An 18,057-nucleotide genomic window follows, 5' to 3' on the forward strand; every position below is an offset into this window, starting at 1 on the left:
TACCGCGTAAGTGGTGATGGCCTTTTTTGCCGTTTTTATTGGTATATAAAATTTCCTTCTATTATATATAGCTGGAAATGAACAGTTTTATTTTCTTTCTCTGATCGAGACAAAATTGTGGGAATATAATTATAAATCTAGGCATCTGAAATACAAATTAAATAGGGATGAAAAATAACTCCGAAACAGTTTCCAGATTTCATTGGGGGAAATAGCCTTTTCACTCTTGCTTTATAGAGTGGATTCCACTAGTATGAAATTTAATTGTTCAGGAAATGAAAGGGTGTACGAATTGGAAATAAATCCATGGTTGATGGTGATCATCATTTTCTCCATCAATATTGTTTATGTGTCGTTCTTTACGATTCGGATGATCATGACTTTAAAAGGCTATCGTTACCTGGCAGCAATGGTCAGTATGGTGGAAACGGTTATTTATATAGTGGGTCTGGGACTGGTGCTGGATAACCTGGATCAAATTCAAAACTTGATAGCATACGCTATCGGCTATGGATCTGGTGTGATCGTAGGATCTAAGATAGAAGAAAAAATGGCGCTGGGCTATATCACGGTGAATGTAATTACCAGTGAGCGAAGCCAGGAATTGCCTAAGGCTCTACGTACAAAAGGGTACGGGGTCACGGACTGGGCAGCGAATGGCATGGACGGTGACAGGCAGTCGATGCAGATTCTGACGCCGCGGAAATTGGAATTGAAACTGTATGCCACTATTAAGGAAATTGATCCGAAAGCATTTATCATCGCCTACGAACCGAAGACGATCCATGGTGGGTTTTGGGTGAAGCAAGTCCGGAAAGGAAAGCTGTTTAAATGAATAAGAAAACAATATGGTTCGAAGTCAGAGAAGATGAAACCATCGATGATTGTCTGAAACGTATGCAGTCAGAAGGTTATATGGCAGCTGGCAGGAAAGAAGAGCCACTATTTAAAGAAGTGGATGGACAGCCGGTTCCAGTAAGGCAAATAGTAAAGTTCAAAGGTATTAAAGCCAGCGATTAACCCAAGTCAACAAAATTTCCGAACTATATTAAATTCTGACAAATTATTGTTCGTGTTTATGTGTTGACTCCTAAATACTGAGTTGTTATGATTAACTAGGAAACCCCATATATGCAGAAGAATTGGCTTCTGCGTCTCTACCAAGACACCGGAATGTCTGGACTATGCGGGAAAGCAACTTATGGAAATGACGCGAGGGATGTGCAGCTATGCCATCATTCTCTATTTCGTTGATTTTGAAGTCCTTAAGTAAACTGCTTTTCACGTAAAAGTGAGCAGTTTATTTGAGGGCTTTTTACTTTTTTAAGGGAGCGATACGATGAATCCGAGAATCGGTGTAATCATGGGAAGTTCGAGTGACTGGGAAACTATGAAAAATACGTGTGAAGTATTGGATGAGTTGAATATCGCTTATGAAAAGAAGGTAGTATCAGCTCATCGCACACCTGATCTTATGTTCAGCTATGCAGAAACCGCAAGACAGCGGGGGCTGCATGTACTTATTGCTGGTGCAGGCGGCGCAGCTCACTTGCCGGGTATGGTTGCGGCGAAGACCACATTGCCGGTAATAGGCGTACCTGTCCACTCAAGATCGCTCAATGGACTGGATTCATTGCTGTCGATTGTCCAAATGCCTGGTGGAGTGCCAGTTGCTACGGTGGCAATCGGAAAAGCTGGTGCAGTCAATGCGGGTTTATTGGCGGCGCAGATTTTGGGTACGGTAGATGAAGAAGTCGCCAGAGCACTTCAGGTTCGCAGAGATAGGACAGAAAAAGAAGTTCTGGCAAGTACGGAGGATTTAATATGATGAAGACGATTTTGCCGGGACAGACAATTGGCATCATAGGCGGTGGACAGCTTGGGCGGATGATGGCGCTTGCGGCGAAAGAAGCTGGATTTAAGATTGCGGTATTGGACCCGGCAATGGATTCGCCTGCTGGCCAGATTGCGAATGTCCAATTGATCGCCCCGTACAATGATATCGAAGCGCTGGAGGAATTGGCAGCGGTAAGTGACGTCATCACTTATGAATTTGAAAATATCGACGTTGAAGGCCTGAAACGTTTATGTGAAATTTCGTATGTACCTCAAGGTTCCGACTTGATTCGAATCACGCAGAACCGGGTTGCCGAAAAGGAAGAGCTTACAAAGGCAGGTGTTTCGGTAGCGAAATATATAGTTGCTGAAAGCTATGCCGGACTGCTGGAAAAAAGCTCATCCCTCGACTATCCCTTTATCGTTAAAACAGCGCGTGGCGGTTATGACGGCAAAGGGCAGCAAACTATTACCAGCCAGGCCGAATTAAAGCTGGCAGAACCGCTGTTTGAGAACGGCGTCTGTGTCGCAGAACAATTCGTTGATTTTACGAAAGAAATCTCTGTCATCATTCAGCGCAACGGTTACGGAGAAACAGCTATTTTACCGATCGGTGAAAATATACACAAAAACCATATCCTGCATGAAACCATTGTTCCTGCGCGTGTAGACGCAGTGACAATAGCGGAAGCGACTGAAGCTGCTGAAGCGATTGCTGAGCATCTGGAAATGGTCGGCACACTCGCAGTTGAGATGTTCGTGTTGAAAGACGGCAGTGTGATGGTGAATGAATTGGCCCCGCGTCCCCATAACTCTGGCCATTATTCTATAGAAGGAACCAATAGTTCACAGTTTCACCAGCATGTTCGCGCGATATGCGGATGGCCGCTGCGTAAGCCTGAATTATGGTCCGACACCGTGATGGTGAATGTACTTGGACAGCATGTTGCCCCGCTGACATCCAAAATAGCGCAATACCCGAATTGGTCGATACACCTTTACGGAAAAGAAGAAGCAAAGCATAATCGAAAGATGGGCCATGTCACGATTCTTACAAAAAATTTGGAATCAGCCCTGAATGAAATAGACGCGTCCGGAATTTGGACGGAAAAACTGGAGGAAAACTGATGATAGCACGTTATACAAGACCTGAAATGGGCAAGATCTGGACAGAGGAAAATAAATACAATGCATGGTTGGAAGTGGAAATACTTGCATGTGAAGCTTGGGCGGAATTGGGGGATATCCCTAAGGAAGATGTCGCTTTGATCCGGAAGAATGCTTCATTTTCAGTAGATCGCATTCTTGAAATTGAAGAAGAGACACGTCACGATGTGGTGGCATTTACGCGAGCGGTGTCTGAGACATTGGGCGAGGAGCGCAAATGGGTGCATTATGGATTGACGTCGACGGATGTAGTGGATACGGCGCTTTCATATCTTTTGAAACAGGCAAACGAAATCATCCGCAAAGATTTGACGAACTTCATCGAGATTTTAGCAACTAAAGCCAAAGAACATAAAATGACGGTCATGATGGGCCGGACGCACGGTGTCCATGCAGAGCCGACAACTTTCGGTTTGAAATTGGCTTTATGGCATGAAGAGATGAAGCGCAACCTGGAGCGTTTCGAAGCAGCTGCTAAATCGATCGAAACCGGCAAAATGTCCGGTGCAGTTGGGACTTATGCCAACATCGATCCGTTTGTTGAAGAATATGTCTGCAGAGAATTGGGTCTTGCGGCTTCACCGATCTCGACACAAACATTGCAGCGTGACCGTCACGCTCAGTATTTAAGCGCTTTGGCTTTGATCGGCACGTCGATTGAGAAATTTGCGACTGAAATCCGCGGTCTCCAGAAATCGGAAACGCGCGAAGTGGAAGAGTTTTTTGCAAAAGGCCAAAAAGGTTCATCGGCAATGCCGCATAAACGCAACCCGATCGGTTCTGAGAACATGACGGGTCTTGCACGCCTGATCCGCGGTTATATGCTGACGGCTTATGAGAACGTATCGCTTTGGCACGAACGTGATATTTCGCATTCATCTGCAGAGCGCGTAATCCTGCCGGATGCGACGATTGCATTAAATTATATGCTGAACCGTTTCGGCAATATCGTGAAGAATTTGACGGTGTTCCCGGAGAATATGAAACGCAATATGGATTCGACGCTGGGCCTCATTTATTCACAGCGTGTCCTGCTCGCCTTGATCGATAAAGGGATGGCGAGGGAAGCGGCTTATGACACGGTGCAGCCGTGTGCGATGGAAGCCTGGGAAAACCAGACGCATTTCCGCAAGATCGTGGAAGCGAACGAGACGATCACTTCCCAGCTGTCGAAAGAGGAATTGGACGATTGCTTCGATTACAACCATCACCTGCAGCAGGTGGACATGATTTTCAACCGGCTCGGATTAAACTAAACGGGGGCTATTCACATGGAAAAAGGTCAGCTTTTGTACGAAGGCAAGGCAAAACGTTTATATGCAACGGATGAACAGGATATTTTATGGGTGGAATACAAAGACTCAGCTACGGCTTTCAACGGGGAAAAGAAAGCGGAAATCGCCGGTAAGGGCATGCTGAACAATAAAATCACATCATTGATCTTCAAGAAATTGCAGACAGCGGGCATTGCCTCGCATTTTGTTGAACAATTGTCTGACCATGAACAGCTCGTACGGCAGGTTTCGATTATTCCAATCGAAGTGGTGGTGCGGAATATCGTTGCCGGGAGTATGGCAAAACGCCTCGGTTTGGAGGAAGGCACGGTGTTGAAACGGCCGATTGTCGAATTCTACTTCAAAGATGATGCACTCGGTGACCCGATCCTTACAGAAGACCATATTGACATGCTGGACCTGGCATCGGCTGAGGAAGTCGCAGAGCTTCGGGAAAAAGCATTGACAGTTAATGAAGTGCTGATCGGCTTCTTTTCGGAAGTGGGCGTCGATCTGGTCGATTTCAAGATTGAATTTGGACGCGGCAACGAGGGACAGATCCTGTTGGCAGATGAAATTTCGCCGGATACCTGCCGTCTATGGGACAAAGAGACGAAACAGAAACTCGATAAAGATGTATTTCGCCGGGATCTTGGCAATTTAACGGAAGCATATGAACTCATTTTAGCGAAACTGGGAGGACAACATTCATGAGAAAAGTTAAAATCTATGTCACTTTGCGCGAAAGCGTACTGGATCCACAAGGCTCTGCGGTCATGGGCTCGCTTCATAAAATGGGTTACGGTGAAGTTAAAGACGTCCGGATCGGCAAATATCTGGAATTGATGATTTCTGATGAAGCACGTGATATCGACGCTTTAGTGAATGAAATGTGCCATAAATTGTTGACGAACACGGTGATTGAAGATTATCGTTTCGAAATTGAGGAGGCTGTCTCGCAATGAAATTCGCAGTAATCGTGTTTCCTGGGTCCAATTGTGATTTGGATATGTACCATGCAGTCAAAGATGAGTTAGGTGAACAAGCTGAATACGTTTGGCATGATGCAACAGATTTAAGTCATTATGACGGAATTCTTTTGCCTGGCGGTTTTTCTTACGGCGATTACCTGCGCTGCGGGGCGATTGCACAGTCTTCAGCCATCATGGGTGAAGTGCGGAAAGCGGCTGAAGCCGGGAAGCCGGTTCTGGGCATCTGCAACGGGTTCCAGATTTTAACAGAAGCAGGTTTATTGCCAGGCGTATTGCTGCGCAATAAAAACATGAAATTCATGTGCAAAACTGTCGGCTTGAAAGTTGAGAATGCCACTACTTTGTTTACCAGCGAATATACTGATGGCCAGGAAATACAAATTCCGATTGCCCACGGTGAAGGGAATTATTATTGCGACGATGCGACATACGAAGGACTGAAACAGAACAATCAAATCGTTTTCTCCTATGCGGATGATTTTAACGGCAGCCGCAATAACATTGCAGGAATCATCAACGAACGCGGAAACGTCCTTGGCATGATGCCGCATCCGGAACGGGCTGTGTCCGACTTGATCGGCGGCAGCGACGGGCTGGCTTTATTCAAATCAATCGTCAAACAGTGGAGGGAAGCAAATGTCACTCATGCTTGAGCCAAATACGGAACAGGTTAAAGAACAGAAGCTCTATCGCCAAATGGGATTGTCGGATGCCGAATTTGCCATGGTCGAAGATATTTTAGGCAGAACACCGAATTATACGGAAACCGGATTATTTTCGGTCATGTGGTCGGAACATTGTTCGTATAAGAACTCCAAGCCTGTATTGGCGAAATTCCCGACCAAAGCACCGCGTGTCCTGCAGGGGCCGGGAGAAGGCGCTGGAATCGTGGATATCGGTGATGGCCAGGCAGTCGTTTTCAAAATGGAATCACATAACCATCCATCGGCGATTGAACCTTATCAGGGAGCAGCAACGGGTGTCGGCGGCATTATCCGTGACGTCTTTTCGATGGGAGCACGGCCGATTGCGATGCTGAATTCGCTTCGTTTCGGGGAACTCACTACACCCCGCGTGAAATATCTGTTTGAGGAAGTCGTTGCTGGCATCGCTGGATACGGTAATTGCATCGGGATTCCGACAGTGGGCGGCGAAGTGCAGTTTGATGCTTCCTATGAAGGAAATCCATTGGTCAACGCGATGTGTGTCGGTTTGATTGATCATAAAGATATTCAAAAAGGCGTGGCTTCTGGAGTCGGCAACCCAGTGATGTATGTCGGTGCCAAAACGGGACGTGACGGCATCCACGGAGCAACATTCGCTTCAGAAGAATTGACCGAATCGTCGGGGGATAACCGTCCGGCGGTACAGGTGGGAGATCCGTTCATGGAGAAACTTCTGTTGGAAGCTTGCCTCGAACTCGTGAAGTCTGACGCACTTGTCGGCATCCAGGATATGGGCGCAGCAGGTCTGACTTCTTCGTCAGCTGAAATGGCTTCAAAGGCAGGATCCGGCATTGAAATGGAACTGGATCACGTGCCGCAGCGGGAAACCGGTATGACGGCATACGAGATGATGTTATCGGAATCTCAGGAACGCATGTTGATCGTTGTAAAAAAAGGCCGGGAGCCTGAAATCGTGGAATTGTTCGAGAAATATGGCCTTGATGCTGTGACAGTCGGAACTGTGACGGATGATTCGATGCTGCGTTTGAAACATAAGGGAGAAGTTGTTGCAGAAGTGCCGGTTGATGCACTTGCTGAAGATGCTCCTGTCTACCATAAACCATCAACGGTCCCTGCTTATTTCACGGAATATCAACAGATGGAAAACGTCGAGCCGAAAGTCGCAAACTACAGCGAGACGCTGAAAGCCCTATTGCAGCAGCCGACTATCGCTTCGAAAGAATGGGTTTATGAGCAGTATGACCATCAGGTGCGTACGAGCACTGTCGTCAGCCCGGGATCGGATGCAGCAGTGATCCGCGTGCGAGGCACGAATAAAGGCTTGGCGATGACGACAGACTGCAACTCTCGCTATATCTACCTGGATCCGGAAATGGGAGGCAAAATTGCGGTAGCTGAAGCGGCACGCAACGTAGTCGTATCAGGGGCAAAACCCCTGGCCATCACTGATTGCCTGAATTTCGGCAGTCCTGAAAAACCTGAGATCTTCTGGCAATTGGAGAAAGCGGCAGATGGCATGTCCGAAGCATGTACGATCCTGGATGCACCGGTAATCGGCGGAAACGTCTCTTTATACAATGAAACTAACGGAACGGCCATTTACCCGACACCGACAATCGGCTTGGTAGGCTTAATCGAAGACTTGTCGCACGTCACGACGCAGGATGCCAAAAAAGCGGGAGATCTTATCTATCTGGTAGGCGAAAGCTTTACGGAATTCGGCGGCAGTGAATTGCAGAAGATGGTGGAAGGACGTATTTTCGGTAAAGCACCTGCAATCGATCTTACAGTTGAAGCAATCCGTCAGAAACAAATCCTTGAAGCAATCCAAAAAGGACTTGTGGCGTCAGCTCATGATGTGGCGGAAGGCGGCGTTGCGGTCGCACTCGCGGAAACAGCTTTCGGCAAAGGATTTGGCCTGGATGTTGCACTTTCAGGTTCAGCCACCAGCGCTCTTTTCAGCGAATCACAATCACGTTTCATCCTGACCGTTTCGCTGGACAATGCTAAGGAATTCGAAGAGCTTGTTTCAGATGCCAAGCAGATTGGAACAGTCACTGATACAGGACAATTGACCATAAAAAGTGAGGACGGTTCAGTCTGGATCGACGATTCGGTTGAGACGCTCCGCGCAGCCTGGAAAGGGGCAATCCCATGCTTGCTGAAATCAGAAGCTTAAACGAGGAATGCGGCGTCTTTGGAATATGGGGCCACTCCAACGCAGTGCAGCTGGCCTATTACGGATTGCACGCACTTCAGCACCGTGGACAGGAAGGCGCAGGTATTGTTGCGACAGATAAACAGTTTTTGAAGGCTATCAAAGGCGAAGGCATGGTCAATGAAATCTTTACACCTGAAAAAATGGAAGTGCTGAACGGTACAGGCGCAATCGGCCATGTCCGTTATGCGACAGCGGGCGGCAGCGGCATTGAAAATGTCCAGCCGCTGCTTTTCAATTCGACCACCGGCAGCCTTGCAATTTCCCATAACGGGAATCTTGTCAATGCCAATCAGTTGAAAAGCCATCTGGAGCGGCAAGGAAGCATCTTCCAAACGACTTCCGATACGGAAGTACTGGCACACCTGATCAAAAGAAGCGGCTACGAAACGTTTGAGGAAAAAGCCAAAAATGCGTTGTCACTCCTAAAAGGTGCTTTTGCTTTCGTGATCCTGAAAGAAGATGCGATGTATGTGGCACTCGACCCGAACGGCCTGCGTCCACTGTCTCTTGGCAGACTGGGTGACGCCTGGGTCGTTGCTTCAGAAACGTGTGCGTTTGATATCATCGGTGCGGAATATGTCCGGTCGGTTGAACCGGGGGAATTTTTGAAGATAACGGATGAAGGAATACAGGCGGACCGTTTTGCCTATCCGCAGGAACGTTCCATCTGCACGATGGAATACGTGTACTTTTCACGTCCGGATTCGGATATCGACGGCATCAACATCCATGCTGCACGAAAACGCCTCGGCAAGCAATTGGCGAAAGAAATAAGCATCGATGCAGATGTCGTGACAGGTGTACCTGATTCGAGCATTTCAGCAGCCATCGGCTATTCGGAAGCAACAGGAATTCCATATGAACTTGGCTTGATCAAGAACCGCTATGTCGGAAGAACTTTTATTCAGCCTTCACAAGACCTTAGGGAACAAGGTGTGAAGATGAAATTGTCACCTGTACGCCAGGTGGTGAATGGAAAGCGCGTCATCATGGTGGACGATTCCATCGTACGCGGCACAACTTCACGACGGATCGTCAACTTGCTGAAAGAGGCAGGAGCGACCGAGGTGCACGTCGTCATTTCTTCACCGCCGATCAAGAGCCCATGTTTTTACGGAATTGATATTTCGACTTCCGGTGAATTGATCGCTGCGAATAATTCGATAGAAGAAATGCGGGAAATCATCGGGGCAGACTCGTTATCGTTCCTGTCACTCGACGGCATGGTGCAAAATATCGGCAGAACGGACCCGGGTTCGAAATGCGGGCATTGCCTGGCATGCTTTACCGGTGAATATCCGACGAACATTTTTCCGGATACAGTTTTACCGCATGAAAAAGAGAAAGTGAAATAAGGGGGAAACCGGTGTGTCTAAAGCATATGAAAAAGCAGGCGTCAATATCGAAGCGGGCTATGAGGCGGTCGAGCGGATGAAATCCCATGTGGAGCGTACAGCGCGGCTTGGGATGCTCGGATCATTCGGCGGTTTCGGCGGCATGTTCGATCTATCCGAACTGAACCTGAAAGAACCGGTTCTTGTATCGGGGACGGATGGTGTCGGCACGAAATTGAAATTGGCATTCATGGCGGATCGCCATGATACGATCGGCATAGACTGTGTCGCGATGTGTGTCAATGACATCGTTGCACAGGGCGCGGAACCCTTATTTTTCCTTGATTATCTAGCGGTCGGCAAAACGGTGCCGGAGAAAATCGAACAGATTGTCAAAGGGGTGGCAGATGGCTGTGTTCAGGCAGGCGCGGCGCTGATCGGCGGAGAGACTGCGGAAATGCCGGGGCTGTATGAAGCGGATGAATACGATATTGCCGGTTTTGCAGTGGGTGCAGCTGAAAAATCGAAAATTGTCACAGGTGAAAAGATTGAAGCGGGTGATGTGCTGATCGGCCTTGCTTCGAGCGGCATCCATTCAAATGGTTATTCGCTCGTGCGGAATATCGTAATTGACCAGCATCAGCTGAAGCTGGACGAAACAGTTGAAGGCTTTGAAGATCTCGGAGCGCTTGGCGATGAATTGCTGAAGCCGACGAAAATCTATGCCAAGACAGTGGCGGCGATTGCTGAAATTGTCGACATCCATGGTATGGCCCATGTGACGGGAGGCGGATTCATCGAGAACCTGCCGCGCATGATGCCGGAAGGGGTAGGGGCGGAAATCGACCTGGGCAGCTGGCCGGTGCTGCGCGTTTTTGAAATGCTGCAGGAAAAAGGGAAACTGACTGACCGGGACCTGTTTTCGGTTTTCAATGCGGGAATCGGGTTTGTACTTGCCGTAAAACCGGAAGATGCAGAACAGGTGATGAGTGCCGCCCATAAGAGCGGGGATCAGGCTTATCTCATCGGCCGCGTTTCCAAAACAGCCGGAGTCCAATTCAAAGGTGAACAGGACGGAACCCTCGATGGCCAATAAAACCAAAATCGCCGTTTTCGCATCTGGAAACGGCTCTAATTTTCAAGCGATCGCCGATTCGGCAGCAACAGGTGCCCTGCAGGCGGAAATCATGCTGGTGGTGACGGACCGTCCGCAGGCATATGTGATGGAACGCGCACAGCAAGCAGGCATCCCTTCTTTCGCTTTTATCCCGTCGGCTTATGAGTCAAAACAATTATATGAAGAAATGCTGAAAGAAAAGCTGGAGCAATTGAATGTGGAATGGATCATATTGGCAGGCTATATGCGCCTGATCGGGCCGGTGCTGCTGGAGGCATTCGAGAACCGGATCATCAATATCCATCCGTCTCTGCTGCCTGCATTCCCAGGTAAGGATGCCATCGGCCAAACGCTGGCTGCGGGAGTGGAGACAGCAGGTGTCACAGTGCATTATGTCGATGCCGGAATGGATACCGGCAAAATCATTGCCCAGCAATCAATTGCAGTCCGCGACCGGGGCCGGGAAGAAGTCGAGGAAGAAATACATGAAATCGAACACCGCTTATATCCTGCAACTTTGCAGCGGTTATTCGCTCAATAAAACACATCTGCAGTATTATTAGGAGGACGTATCTTGAAGAAGAGAGCATTACTGAGTGTATCCGATAAATCCGGTATTCTGGAATTTGCGCAGGAACTGGAGCGAATGAATTATGAAATCCTGTCGACAGGCGGCACAAAACGCTTTTTGGAAGATAATGGTGTAGCGATTACCGCTGTTGATGAAATTACGAAATTCCCCGAAATTCTTGGTGGACGCGTTAAAACCCTGCATCCTTTAGTCCACGGCGGTTTATTGGCCAAGCATGATGATGCAGCGCATCAAAGTGAAATGGCTGATAACGGCATTTCTCCGATTGACATGGTCTGTGTCAATTTATATCCATTCCGCGAAACGATTTCAAAACCGGATGTCCCTGTAGAGGATGCCATCGAAAATATCGATATCGGCGGTCCGACGATGCTCCGTTCTGCGGCTAAAAATCATGCGTATGTAACGGTGATCGTAGATGCGGAGGATTATCCGGCCGTCCTCGAAGAACTCCAGAGCAAAGAAGGCACAACCACTCCTGAAACAAGACGCCGCCTGGCTGCAAAAGTGTTCCGCCATACGGCCGCTTATGATTCCTATATCTCCAATTATTTGACAGATCTTACGGAAGAAGAATATCCTGCTCAGCTGACGCTTACATACGAGCTTCAGCAGACGCTGCGCTACGGCGAGAACCCGCACCAGAAAGCGGCATTTTACCGAAGCCCGCTCGGTTCGGAATTTTCGATTGCGAGTGCTGATCAGCTGCATGGCAAAGAGCTTTCCTATAATAATATCCAGGATGCAAACGCCGCTTTGCAGATCATCAAAGAATTCACGATGCCTGCTGCAGTGGCGGTGAAGCATATGAATCCTTGCGGCGTCGGAACAGGCGACACCATTTCGGCAGCTTTCGGTAAAGCCTATGAAGCGGATTCAACATCGATTTTTGGCGGCATTGTTGCCCTTAACCGTGAAGTCGATGCTGAAACAGCACGGCTATTAGGGGATATTTTCCTGGAAATCATCATTGCACCGGCATTTTCGGAAGTAGCATTGGAAATTTTAACCAAAAAGAAAAATATCCGTTTGCTGACGATATCCTTTGATGGGGCTAAACAGGACAAATGGAATACGGTCACTGTTGAAGGCGGTTTGCTTGTCCAGCAGCCGGATGTCTATAATTATGAAGATGCAGAAATTACAATAGCTACCAAACGCCAGCCGACGGAAGCGGAGCTCGAAGCGCTGAAATTGGGCTGGAGCGTTGTAAAACACGTTAAATCGAATGCTATCGTTGTCTGTGATTCACAGATGACGCTGGGCGTCGGAGCAGGGCAGATGAACCGTGTCGGCGCTGCTAAGATTGCACTGGAACAGGCAGGAGAGCGGGCTGAAGGAGCCATCATGGCTTCGGATGCGTTTTTCCCGATGAACGATACAGTGGAAGCTGCCGCGAAAGCCGGCATCAAGGCGATCATTCAGCCGGGCGGATCTAAAAAAGATCAGGATTCCATCGATAAAGCCGATGAATACGGTATTGCGATGGTCTTTACAGGCATTCGCCACTTTAAACATTAAGCCGGAGGGAGCATTAAGATGAAAGTTCTAGTTATTGGCAGAGGCGGACGGGAACATGCGATTGTCCGCCAGTTTGCGAGATCCGCTTTCATAGAAAAGGTATTTGCAGCACCCGGCAACGACGGTATGAGGCTGGAAGCGGAGCTTGTGCCGATCGAAGAGATGGAATTTCAGGCACTTGCCCAATTCGCCAAAGAACAAAAGATCGATTGCACCTTCATAGGTCCTGAGCAGCCTCTCTCAGCAGGCATCGTCGACTTTTTCGAAAGCCAGGGCCTGCGGGCTTTCGGTCCATCAAAAGCAGCTGCGCAAATTGAAGGAAGCAAAACATTCGCAAAGGAATTAATGAAAAAATACCAGATCCCGACCGCTGCCTACGCGACATTTTCTGAAATTGCACCGGCCATTGATTTCATCCGTCAAAAGGGTGCGCCGATCGTTATAAAAGCGGATGGCCTCGCTGCCGGAAAAGGAGTCGTTGTTGCCGGCAGTGAAGAAGATGCAATTGCCGCACTCCATGACATGCTGGAAGACCGCAAATACGGGGCATCTGGGTCAACGGTCGTCATTGAAGAATTCCTGGACGGCGAAGAATTTTCGTTCATGTCATTCGTCTACAATGGACGGATTTATCCGATGGTCATATCACAGGATCACAAACGGGCCTACGATGGGGACCGCGGTCCGAATACCGGAGGCATGGGCGCTTACTCACCGGTGCCGCAGATCGAAGAAAGCATCGTCGATGAAACGTTCCATAAAATCGTCAAGCCTGCAATCGAGGCCATGGCCGAAGAAGGGGTTCCTTTTAATGGAATCCTCTATGCCGGAGTCATTGTCACGGCGGAGGGGCCGAAAGTGATCGAATTCAATGCGCGTTTCGGTGATCCGGAAACGCAGGTGGTGCTGCCGCGTATGAAATCGGATTTCGGTGATTTCATGTATGCTTTGATGGAAGGGAAACCCTTTGACCTGGAATGGCAGGAACAGGCGGTCCTTGGAGTCGTCATAGCAGCAGAAGGCTATCCGGAACAGCCCGAAAAAGGGAAACTGCTGCCGAATCTGGCGGGACTGTCCGGAGTGGATATCTTCCATGCGGGCACAACAGCCACAAGTGAAGGGTTTGCGGCCAATGGCGGGCGTGTGCTGCTCATCTCATCTGAAGGCGATACAGTCAAAGCCGCGCAGGAAAAAGTTTACGAACAGATCAATTCGCTTTCATGGTCCGGATTTATGCATCGGTCTGACATCGGATGGCGTGCATCCAATCCCAATTAATGATATACTTTTAAATGACACAAATTCGACAAGAACTGTGTCATTTTTTCTTTCTGTTATAAATCCCTGAAAGATAAGGGACCTGAGGATTTTCAACAGCCCGCGTTTACCTCTATTTACACTCCTGATCGCACGATCATCACTACCCCGAAAACAAAATCAGCAGGGCATCAAAACTCGAGAGGAGCAATATGTATGAACTGGTACGAAAAGTTGAATCAGTATTTCCCCATCGAAGAGATGAAGTCAAAAGAGCATATGGACACGTTATTGAAGGAAAAAGGCAGTGTCTATTATAAGGATGAGGGTCCTTACCACGTATTGATGTATGCAGAATTCCCTAACTTCACTTTTGTGGATTACCTGTTTGTATCGAAAGAATCACGCGGCATGGGGCTTGGCAGTAAAACACTCCAGATGCTGAAAGACAAGAACAAGCCGATTATCCTTGAAGTGGAGCCGGTGAATTATGAAGACACGGATACGGAAAAACGCCTTCGTTTTTATTCGCGTGAAGGGTTTGAGCATGCTTCTTCCATCGGCTATAACCGGCGTTCACTTGCGACAGGCGAAGCGAATTCGATGGAAATCCTTTACTGGGCGCCGAACAATGAAAGCGAAGAAGAAATCTTTGAGGCAATGAAAAAAATGTACGAAGACATCCACACGTATAAAGATGAACATTTCTACGGTGAATCTTATGAACACGTAGACGAAGTCCTGACATTCAATGAGACAGAAAAGAAAGACGTGCTGAAACCGTTCAATAACCCAATTAAAAACTGATGACAGCGCTAAAATCCTGAAACGGAGTGAATGGAAGAAAAACTTTCATTCACTCCGGTTTTTTCTATTGCCAATAGCCGGCCGAGCTATCAGAATGTTCTATTATCATAGCGGCCTGACTGTCTTTCAGTGCATTATTATGCTAGTATATAAAGTATTATCATTGCAGCGGAAAGGGGCGGAATCATGGATAATCCACTCTGGAAAAATAAAGAATTGCGCAATCAGCTTAAAATCATTACGAAGGACGAGTCGCCGGATCTGGTACTGACCAATGCCTATTACCTGCATGGCATCTATAAGAAATGGATGACGGGCAATATCTGGATCCATGATGACCGCATCGTCTATGCAGGACAGGAAATGGCGAAAATTGGCGAGGCGACAGAAGTAGCAGATATGACCGGTAAATTCATCGTTCCGGGATACATAGAACCGCACGTCCATCCCTTCCAGCTTTATAACCCTCAATCATTTGCGGATTATTCCGCCCAATTGGGAACGACAACATTCATCTCGGACAACCTCACCTTATTCTTGTCGATGGAAAATGAGAAAGCGTTTTCTATATTGGATCAATTGAATGAACTGCCTTTCACGTTCTATTGGTGGACGCGCTTCGATTCGCAGACAGAACTTGCGGAAGAAGACAGGCTGTTCACTTCGAAGTCTGTCGGTGAGTGGCTGGATCGGCCGGAAGTGCTGCTCGGCGGTGAATTGACCGGCTGGCCGAAACTTTTGGCGGGAGACGATCAGATGCTTTACTGGATCCAGAAAGCGAAAATGACCCGCAAGAAAATCGAAGGGCATTTTCCGGGCGCCTCTGAAAAGACATTGGCACGCATGAAATTATTAGGTGCGGACGGCGATCATGAAGCGATGACCATCGACGAAGTGGAAATGCGCTTATTGCACGGTTATGGCGTAACACTTCGCCATTCATCGATCCGGCCTGACCTGCCCTCATTATTGAAGGGCGTCGTCGAACGCGATTTGAACGTCTACGAAAAATTGATGATGACAACAGATGGTTCGACGCCCTCATTCCATAAAGACGGTGTCATGGACCTGTGCATCCGGATCGCATTGGATGCTGGAGTGCCGGCAATCGATGCCTATATGATGGCTTCCTATAATGTAGCGCGTTATTATAATATGACAGCGATGCACGGGTTGATAGCGACAGGCCGCTATGCGAACATCAATATTCTCGATTCGATCGAGGATCCGGTGCCGTCGAGTGTCATTTCAAAAGGCAAATGGCTGAAGCGGGACGGCGAAAAAGTACGTGAACTGCCGCCGATCGACTGGAGCGTGCTGCCGAAACTGGAAATGGATTTCGAACTGACAGAAGACGATTTCCAATTTTCGATGCCGTTTGGGCTGGACATGGTGAATGATGTTATCATCAAACCTTATTCAGTCAACATCGATACACACGACGGGAAATTGTCAAAAGATCATAACGAAAGTTTCCTGATGCTGATCGACAAGCATGGCAAATGGCGTGTGAATACACTGATCAAGGGATTCACCACAGCGGTTGAAGGTTTTGCCTCGTCTTATTCGAACACAGGGGACATCATCCTGATCGGCAAAGACCGCAAACAGATGTGGCTCGCATTCGATGAATTGAAGCGGATGAAAGGCGGCATTGTCCTGATGGAGAATGGCGAAAAGATCTGTGATATCCCATTGACCCACGGCGGCGGCATGTCGGACCTTACGATGGAACAGATCATGGAACAGGAAACCGTTTTGAAAAAGGCACTGAAAGAACGGGGTTATAAACACGGGGACGCAATCTATACCTTGCTGTTCCTGCAGGCGACCCACCTGCCATATGTCCGTGTTACCCAACAAGGGATTTATGATGTGAAAAATAAAAAAGTGCTGTTCCCGGCATTCATGAGATGATTCCGCGACGGTTAGGCAGGAAAGGACGGTAAGGCCAGATGCAAGTTGATAAAATCCGAGGTCCACAAACCGATCAATTGATCGATGCGATTTTGGCATTGAAAGACCGCGAAGAAGCGTACCGCTTTTTTGATGATCTTGCCACAATCAGCGAAATCCAGTCATTATCCCAGCGTTTTGAAGTGGCACGCATGCTGCGGCTGAAAAAAACGTATGAACATATAAAAAATGAAACCGGTGCGAGTACCGCAACCATTTCCCGTGTCCGCCGCTGCCTGAATTACGGCAATGACGCTTACGATGAGATGCTCGGACGACTGTACCCGGATGAAAAACCGTTTCAGCTGCCTAAAGAGTAGGAAGCGAACGAAAATTCAAAAGCTGTCCATTAAGTCAGAGTTCGGGCTTAGTGGACGGCCTTTTCTTTTTGTCCAGACTCCAGCGCCCGGCCTCCCCGTTTCATCAGTCAGCCCAGCTGCCGTGGCAAAAAATTCCCCTCTGCTGTTCTGGATTATGCCTTTCGGGGCTGAATGGGCGCCTGCGCTTTTCTTTGTTATAATGAATAAATGAATCAGGTGAAAATGAAATGAAGTCAGGTGAAGCGAAATGGATTATCGATCATGGCGGCATGTGTTCAAATTGGACCCGGCCAAGGCAATTTCTGATGGACATTTGGAACGAATTTGTGAATCCGGGACTGATGCCATCTTGATAGGCGGAAGCGATGGTGTCACACTCGACAATGTATTGGATTTACTGGAGAGGGTCCGTCGCTTTAAAGTTCCTGCCGTACTTGAAATTTCAACAATAGAATCGGTGACGCCAGGATTCGATTTTTATTTCATCCCGACGGTTTTGAACAGCGGAGATCCGAAATGGATCAAGGGCCTTCACCATGAAGCGATCCGGGAATACGGTGACTTGATGGACTGGGAAGAACTTGTTCCGGAAGGCTATTGCATCCTGAATCCGGATTGCAAAGCGGCCCGGCTCACCGGCGCTGACAGTTTGCTGGACGAGGAAGATGTGGTGGCGTATGCCCGGCTTGCCGAACATTTTTTCCGCCTGCCGATTTTTTATATGGAATACAGCGGCATATACGGCAAACCGGAATTGGTGGCCCAGGTGAGAGAACATTTAACAGATACGCGCCTGTTTTACGGCGGCGGCATCGATTCAACGGAAAAAGCACAGGAAATGGCCAGACTCGCTGACACGATTGTCGTGGGGAATGTCATTTATACAAATATTGAAAACGCGATTAGGACCGTCGAGGCGGTTGCGGAAACTACAAAACAATCGCTATAATGAGAACAAACGTTCGAGGTGGTGCACA

At 48.1% G+C, this 18,057-nt stretch carries 18 protein-coding genes and 1 riboswitch; all 18 genes read left to right on the forward strand.

Annotation, left to right across the window (positions count from 1 at the left end; all coding sequences use genetic code 11):
• The first annotated feature begins 253 nt into the window (after nucleotides 1–253).
• The 18 genes from IQ294_RS13965 to pcrB all read left to right on the forward strand — a co-directional run bounded on the left by IQ294_RS13965 (nucleotide 254) and on the right by pcrB (nucleotide 18,029).
• A complete protein-coding gene (locus tag IQ294_RS13965; protein ID WP_203334675.1) occupies nucleotides 254–835 on the forward strand; it encodes a DUF2179 domain-containing protein in 582 nt (193 codons plus the stop codon).
• Nucleotides 832–1,020, forward strand: coding sequence for an NETI motif-containing protein (locus tag IQ294_RS13970; RefSeq protein WP_203334676.1), 189 nt, complete (start codon nucleotides 832–834; stop codon nucleotides 1,018–1,020). The genes IQ294_RS13965 and IQ294_RS13970 overlap by 4 nt, the downstream gene beginning before the upstream one ends.
• Nucleotides 1,021–1,105: 85 nt before the next feature.
• A riboswitch (purine riboswitch) is annotated at nucleotides 1,106–1,205 on the forward strand.
• Between the two features lie 134 nt (nucleotides 1,206–1,339).
• Nucleotides 1,340–1,828, forward strand: coding sequence for a 5-(carboxyamino)imidazole ribonucleotide mutase (purE, locus tag IQ294_RS13975; RefSeq protein ID WP_203334677.1), 489 nt, complete (start codon nucleotides 1,340–1,342; stop codon nucleotides 1,826–1,828).
• Nucleotides 1,825–2,964: a 5-(carboxyamino)imidazole ribonucleotide synthase gene (gene purK / locus IQ294_RS13980; RefSeq protein ID WP_203334678.1), complete on the forward strand. Its 1,140-nt coding sequence runs from the start codon at nucleotides 1,825–1,827 to the stop codon at nucleotides 2,962–2,964. The genes purE and purK overlap by 4 nt, the downstream gene beginning before the upstream one ends.
• Nucleotides 2,964–4,259, forward strand: a complete 1,296-nt coding sequence (gene purB / locus IQ294_RS13985; RefSeq protein WP_203334679.1) for an adenylosuccinate lyase — start codon at nucleotides 2,964–2,966, stop codon at nucleotides 4,257–4,259. Before purK ends, purB begins: the two co-directional genes overlap by 1 nt.
• Nucleotides 4,260–4,274: 15 nt before the next feature.
• Entirely contained in the window at nucleotides 4,275–4,991 is a 717-nt protein-coding gene (gene purC / locus IQ294_RS13990; RefSeq protein WP_203334680.1) for a phosphoribosylaminoimidazolesuccinocarboxamide synthase, read from the forward strand.
• The gene (gene purS / locus IQ294_RS13995; RefSeq protein ID WP_203334681.1) at nucleotides 4,988–5,242 is read left to right on the forward strand and encodes a phosphoribosylformylglycinamidine synthase subunit PurS; all 255 of its coding nucleotides are present in this window, start codon (nucleotides 4,988–4,990) and stop codon (nucleotides 5,240–5,242) included. Before purC ends, purS begins: the two co-directional genes overlap by 4 nt.
• The gene (gene purQ / locus IQ294_RS14000) at nucleotides 5,239–5,922 is read left to right on the forward strand and encodes a phosphoribosylformylglycinamidine synthase subunit PurQ (protein WP_203334682.1); all 684 of its coding nucleotides are present in this window, start codon (nucleotides 5,239–5,241) and stop codon (nucleotides 5,920–5,922) included. The genes purS and purQ overlap by 4 nt, the downstream gene beginning before the upstream one ends.
• Nucleotides 5,906–8,134 carry a phosphoribosylformylglycinamidine synthase subunit PurL gene (purL, locus tag IQ294_RS14005; RefSeq protein ID WP_203334683.1) on the forward strand — a complete coding sequence of 743 codons (2,229 nt, stop codon included), beginning with the start codon at nucleotides 5,906–5,908 and terminating at the stop codon, nucleotides 8,132–8,134. The genes purQ and purL overlap by 17 nt, the downstream gene beginning before the upstream one ends.
• Entirely contained in the window at nucleotides 8,110–9,531 is a 1,422-nt protein-coding gene (gene purF, locus IQ294_RS14010; protein ID WP_203334684.1) for an amidophosphoribosyltransferase, read from the forward strand. Before purL ends, purF begins: the two co-directional genes overlap by 25 nt.
• A 13-nt stretch (nucleotides 9,532–9,544) precedes the next feature.
• Nucleotides 9,545–10,606 (forward strand): phosphoribosylformylglycinamidine cyclo-ligase, encoded by a 1,062-nt coding sequence (gene purM / locus IQ294_RS14015; protein WP_203334685.1) that lies wholly within the window; start codon nucleotides 9,545–9,547, stop codon nucleotides 10,604–10,606.
• The gene (gene purN, locus IQ294_RS14020; protein ID WP_203334686.1) at nucleotides 10,596–11,168 is read left to right on the forward strand and encodes a phosphoribosylglycinamide formyltransferase; all 573 of its coding nucleotides are present in this window, start codon (nucleotides 10,596–10,598) and stop codon (nucleotides 11,166–11,168) included. The genes purM and purN overlap by 11 nt, the downstream gene beginning before the upstream one ends.
• A gap of 33 nt (nucleotides 11,169–11,201) precedes the next feature.
• Nucleotides 11,202–12,740, forward strand: coding sequence for a bifunctional phosphoribosylaminoimidazolecarboxamide formyltransferase/IMP cyclohydrolase (gene purH, locus IQ294_RS14025; protein ID WP_203334687.1), 1,539 nt, complete (start codon nucleotides 11,202–11,204; stop codon nucleotides 12,738–12,740).
• Nucleotides 12,741–12,758: 18 nt separating this feature from the next.
• Complete coding sequence (purD, locus tag IQ294_RS14030) at nucleotides 12,759–14,018, forward strand: phosphoribosylamine--glycine ligase (RefSeq protein ID WP_203334688.1); 1,260 nt, start codon at nucleotides 12,759–12,761, stop codon at nucleotides 14,016–14,018.
• A gap of 195 nt (nucleotides 14,019–14,213) precedes the next feature.
• Nucleotides 14,214–14,804: an N-acetyltransferase gene (locus IQ294_RS14035; protein WP_203334689.1), complete on the forward strand. Its 591-nt coding sequence runs from the start codon at nucleotides 14,214–14,216 to the stop codon at nucleotides 14,802–14,804.
• A 186-nt stretch (nucleotides 14,805–14,990) separates the two neighbouring features.
• Nucleotides 14,991–16,721: an adenine deaminase C-terminal domain-containing protein gene (locus IQ294_RS14040; protein WP_203334690.1), complete on the forward strand. Its 1,731-nt coding sequence runs from the start codon at nucleotides 14,991–14,993 to the stop codon at nucleotides 16,719–16,721.
• A gap of 38 nt (nucleotides 16,722–16,759) precedes the next feature.
• Nucleotides 16,760–17,080, forward strand: a complete 321-nt coding sequence (locus tag IQ294_RS14045) for a YerC/YecD family TrpR-related protein (protein ID WP_203334691.1) — start codon at nucleotides 16,760–16,762, stop codon at nucleotides 17,078–17,080.
• Between the two features lie 247 nt (nucleotides 17,081–17,327).
• The gene (pcrB, locus tag IQ294_RS14050; protein ID WP_203334692.1) at nucleotides 17,328–18,029 is read left to right on the forward strand and encodes a heptaprenylglyceryl phosphate synthase; all 702 of its coding nucleotides are present in this window, start codon (nucleotides 17,328–17,330) and stop codon (nucleotides 18,027–18,029) included.
• Nucleotides 18,030–18,057 lie beyond the last annotated feature (28 nt).

This window comes from Planococcus beigongshangi, assembly GCF_016820495.1.
GTDB lineage: Bacteria > Bacillota > Bacilli > Bacillales_A > Planococcaceae > Planococcus > Planococcus beigongshangi.

Excerpts from the sequence above, each read along its gene's own strand:
- IQ294_RS14045 (WP_203334691.1), top strand. The coding sequence starts at position 16,760 with ATGCAAGTTGATAAAATCCGAGGTCCACAAACCGATCAATTGATCGAT.
- purC (WP_203334680.1), top strand. The coding sequence starts at position 4,275 with ATGGAAAAAGGTCAGCTTTTGTACGAAGGCAAGGCAAAACGTTTATAT.
- purK (WP_203334678.1), top strand. The coding sequence starts at position 1,825 with ATGATGAAGACGATTTTGCCGGGACAGACAATTGGCATCATAGGCGGT.
- purD (WP_203334688.1), top strand. The coding sequence starts at position 12,759 with ATGAAAGTTCTAGTTATTGGCAGAGGCGGACGGGAACATGCGATTGTC.
- purN (WP_203334686.1), top strand. The coding sequence starts at position 10,596 with ATGGCCAATAAAACCAAAATCGCCGTTTTCGCATCTGGAAACGGCTCT.
- purE (WP_203334677.1), top strand. The coding sequence starts at position 1,340 with ATGAATCCGAGAATCGGTGTAATCATGGGAAGTTCGAGTGACTGGGAA.
- purQ (WP_203334682.1), top strand. The coding sequence starts at position 5,239 with ATGAAATTCGCAGTAATCGTGTTTCCTGGGTCCAATTGTGATTTGGAT.
- IQ294_RS13965 (WP_203334675.1), top strand. The coding sequence starts at position 254 with ATGAAATTTAATTGTTCAGGAAATGAAAGGGTGTACGAATTGGAAATA.
- IQ294_RS13970 (WP_203334676.1), top strand. The coding sequence starts at position 832 with ATGAATAAGAAAACAATATGGTTCGAAGTCAGAGAAGATGAAACCATC.
- pcrB (WP_203334692.1), top strand. The coding sequence starts at position 17,328 with ATGGATTATCGATCATGGCGGCATGTGTTCAAATTGGACCCGGCCAAG.
- purB (WP_203334679.1), top strand. The coding sequence starts at position 2,964 with ATGATAGCACGTTATACAAGACCTGAAATGGGCAAGATCTGGACAGAG.
- IQ294_RS14040 (WP_203334690.1), top strand. The coding sequence starts at position 14,991 with ATGGATAATCCACTCTGGAAAAATAAAGAATTGCGCAATCAGCTTAAA.
- purS (WP_203334681.1), top strand. The coding sequence starts at position 4,988 with ATGAGAAAAGTTAAAATCTATGTCACTTTGCGCGAAAGCGTACTGGAT.
- purF (WP_203334684.1), top strand. The coding sequence starts at position 8,110 with ATGCTTGCTGAAATCAGAAGCTTAAACGAGGAATGCGGCGTCTTTGGA.
- IQ294_RS14035 (WP_203334689.1), top strand. The coding sequence starts at position 14,214 with ATGAACTGGTACGAAAAGTTGAATCAGTATTTCCCCATCGAAGAGATG.
- purL (WP_203334683.1), top strand. The coding sequence starts at position 5,906 with ATGTCACTCATGCTTGAGCCAAATACGGAACAGGTTAAAGAACAGAAG.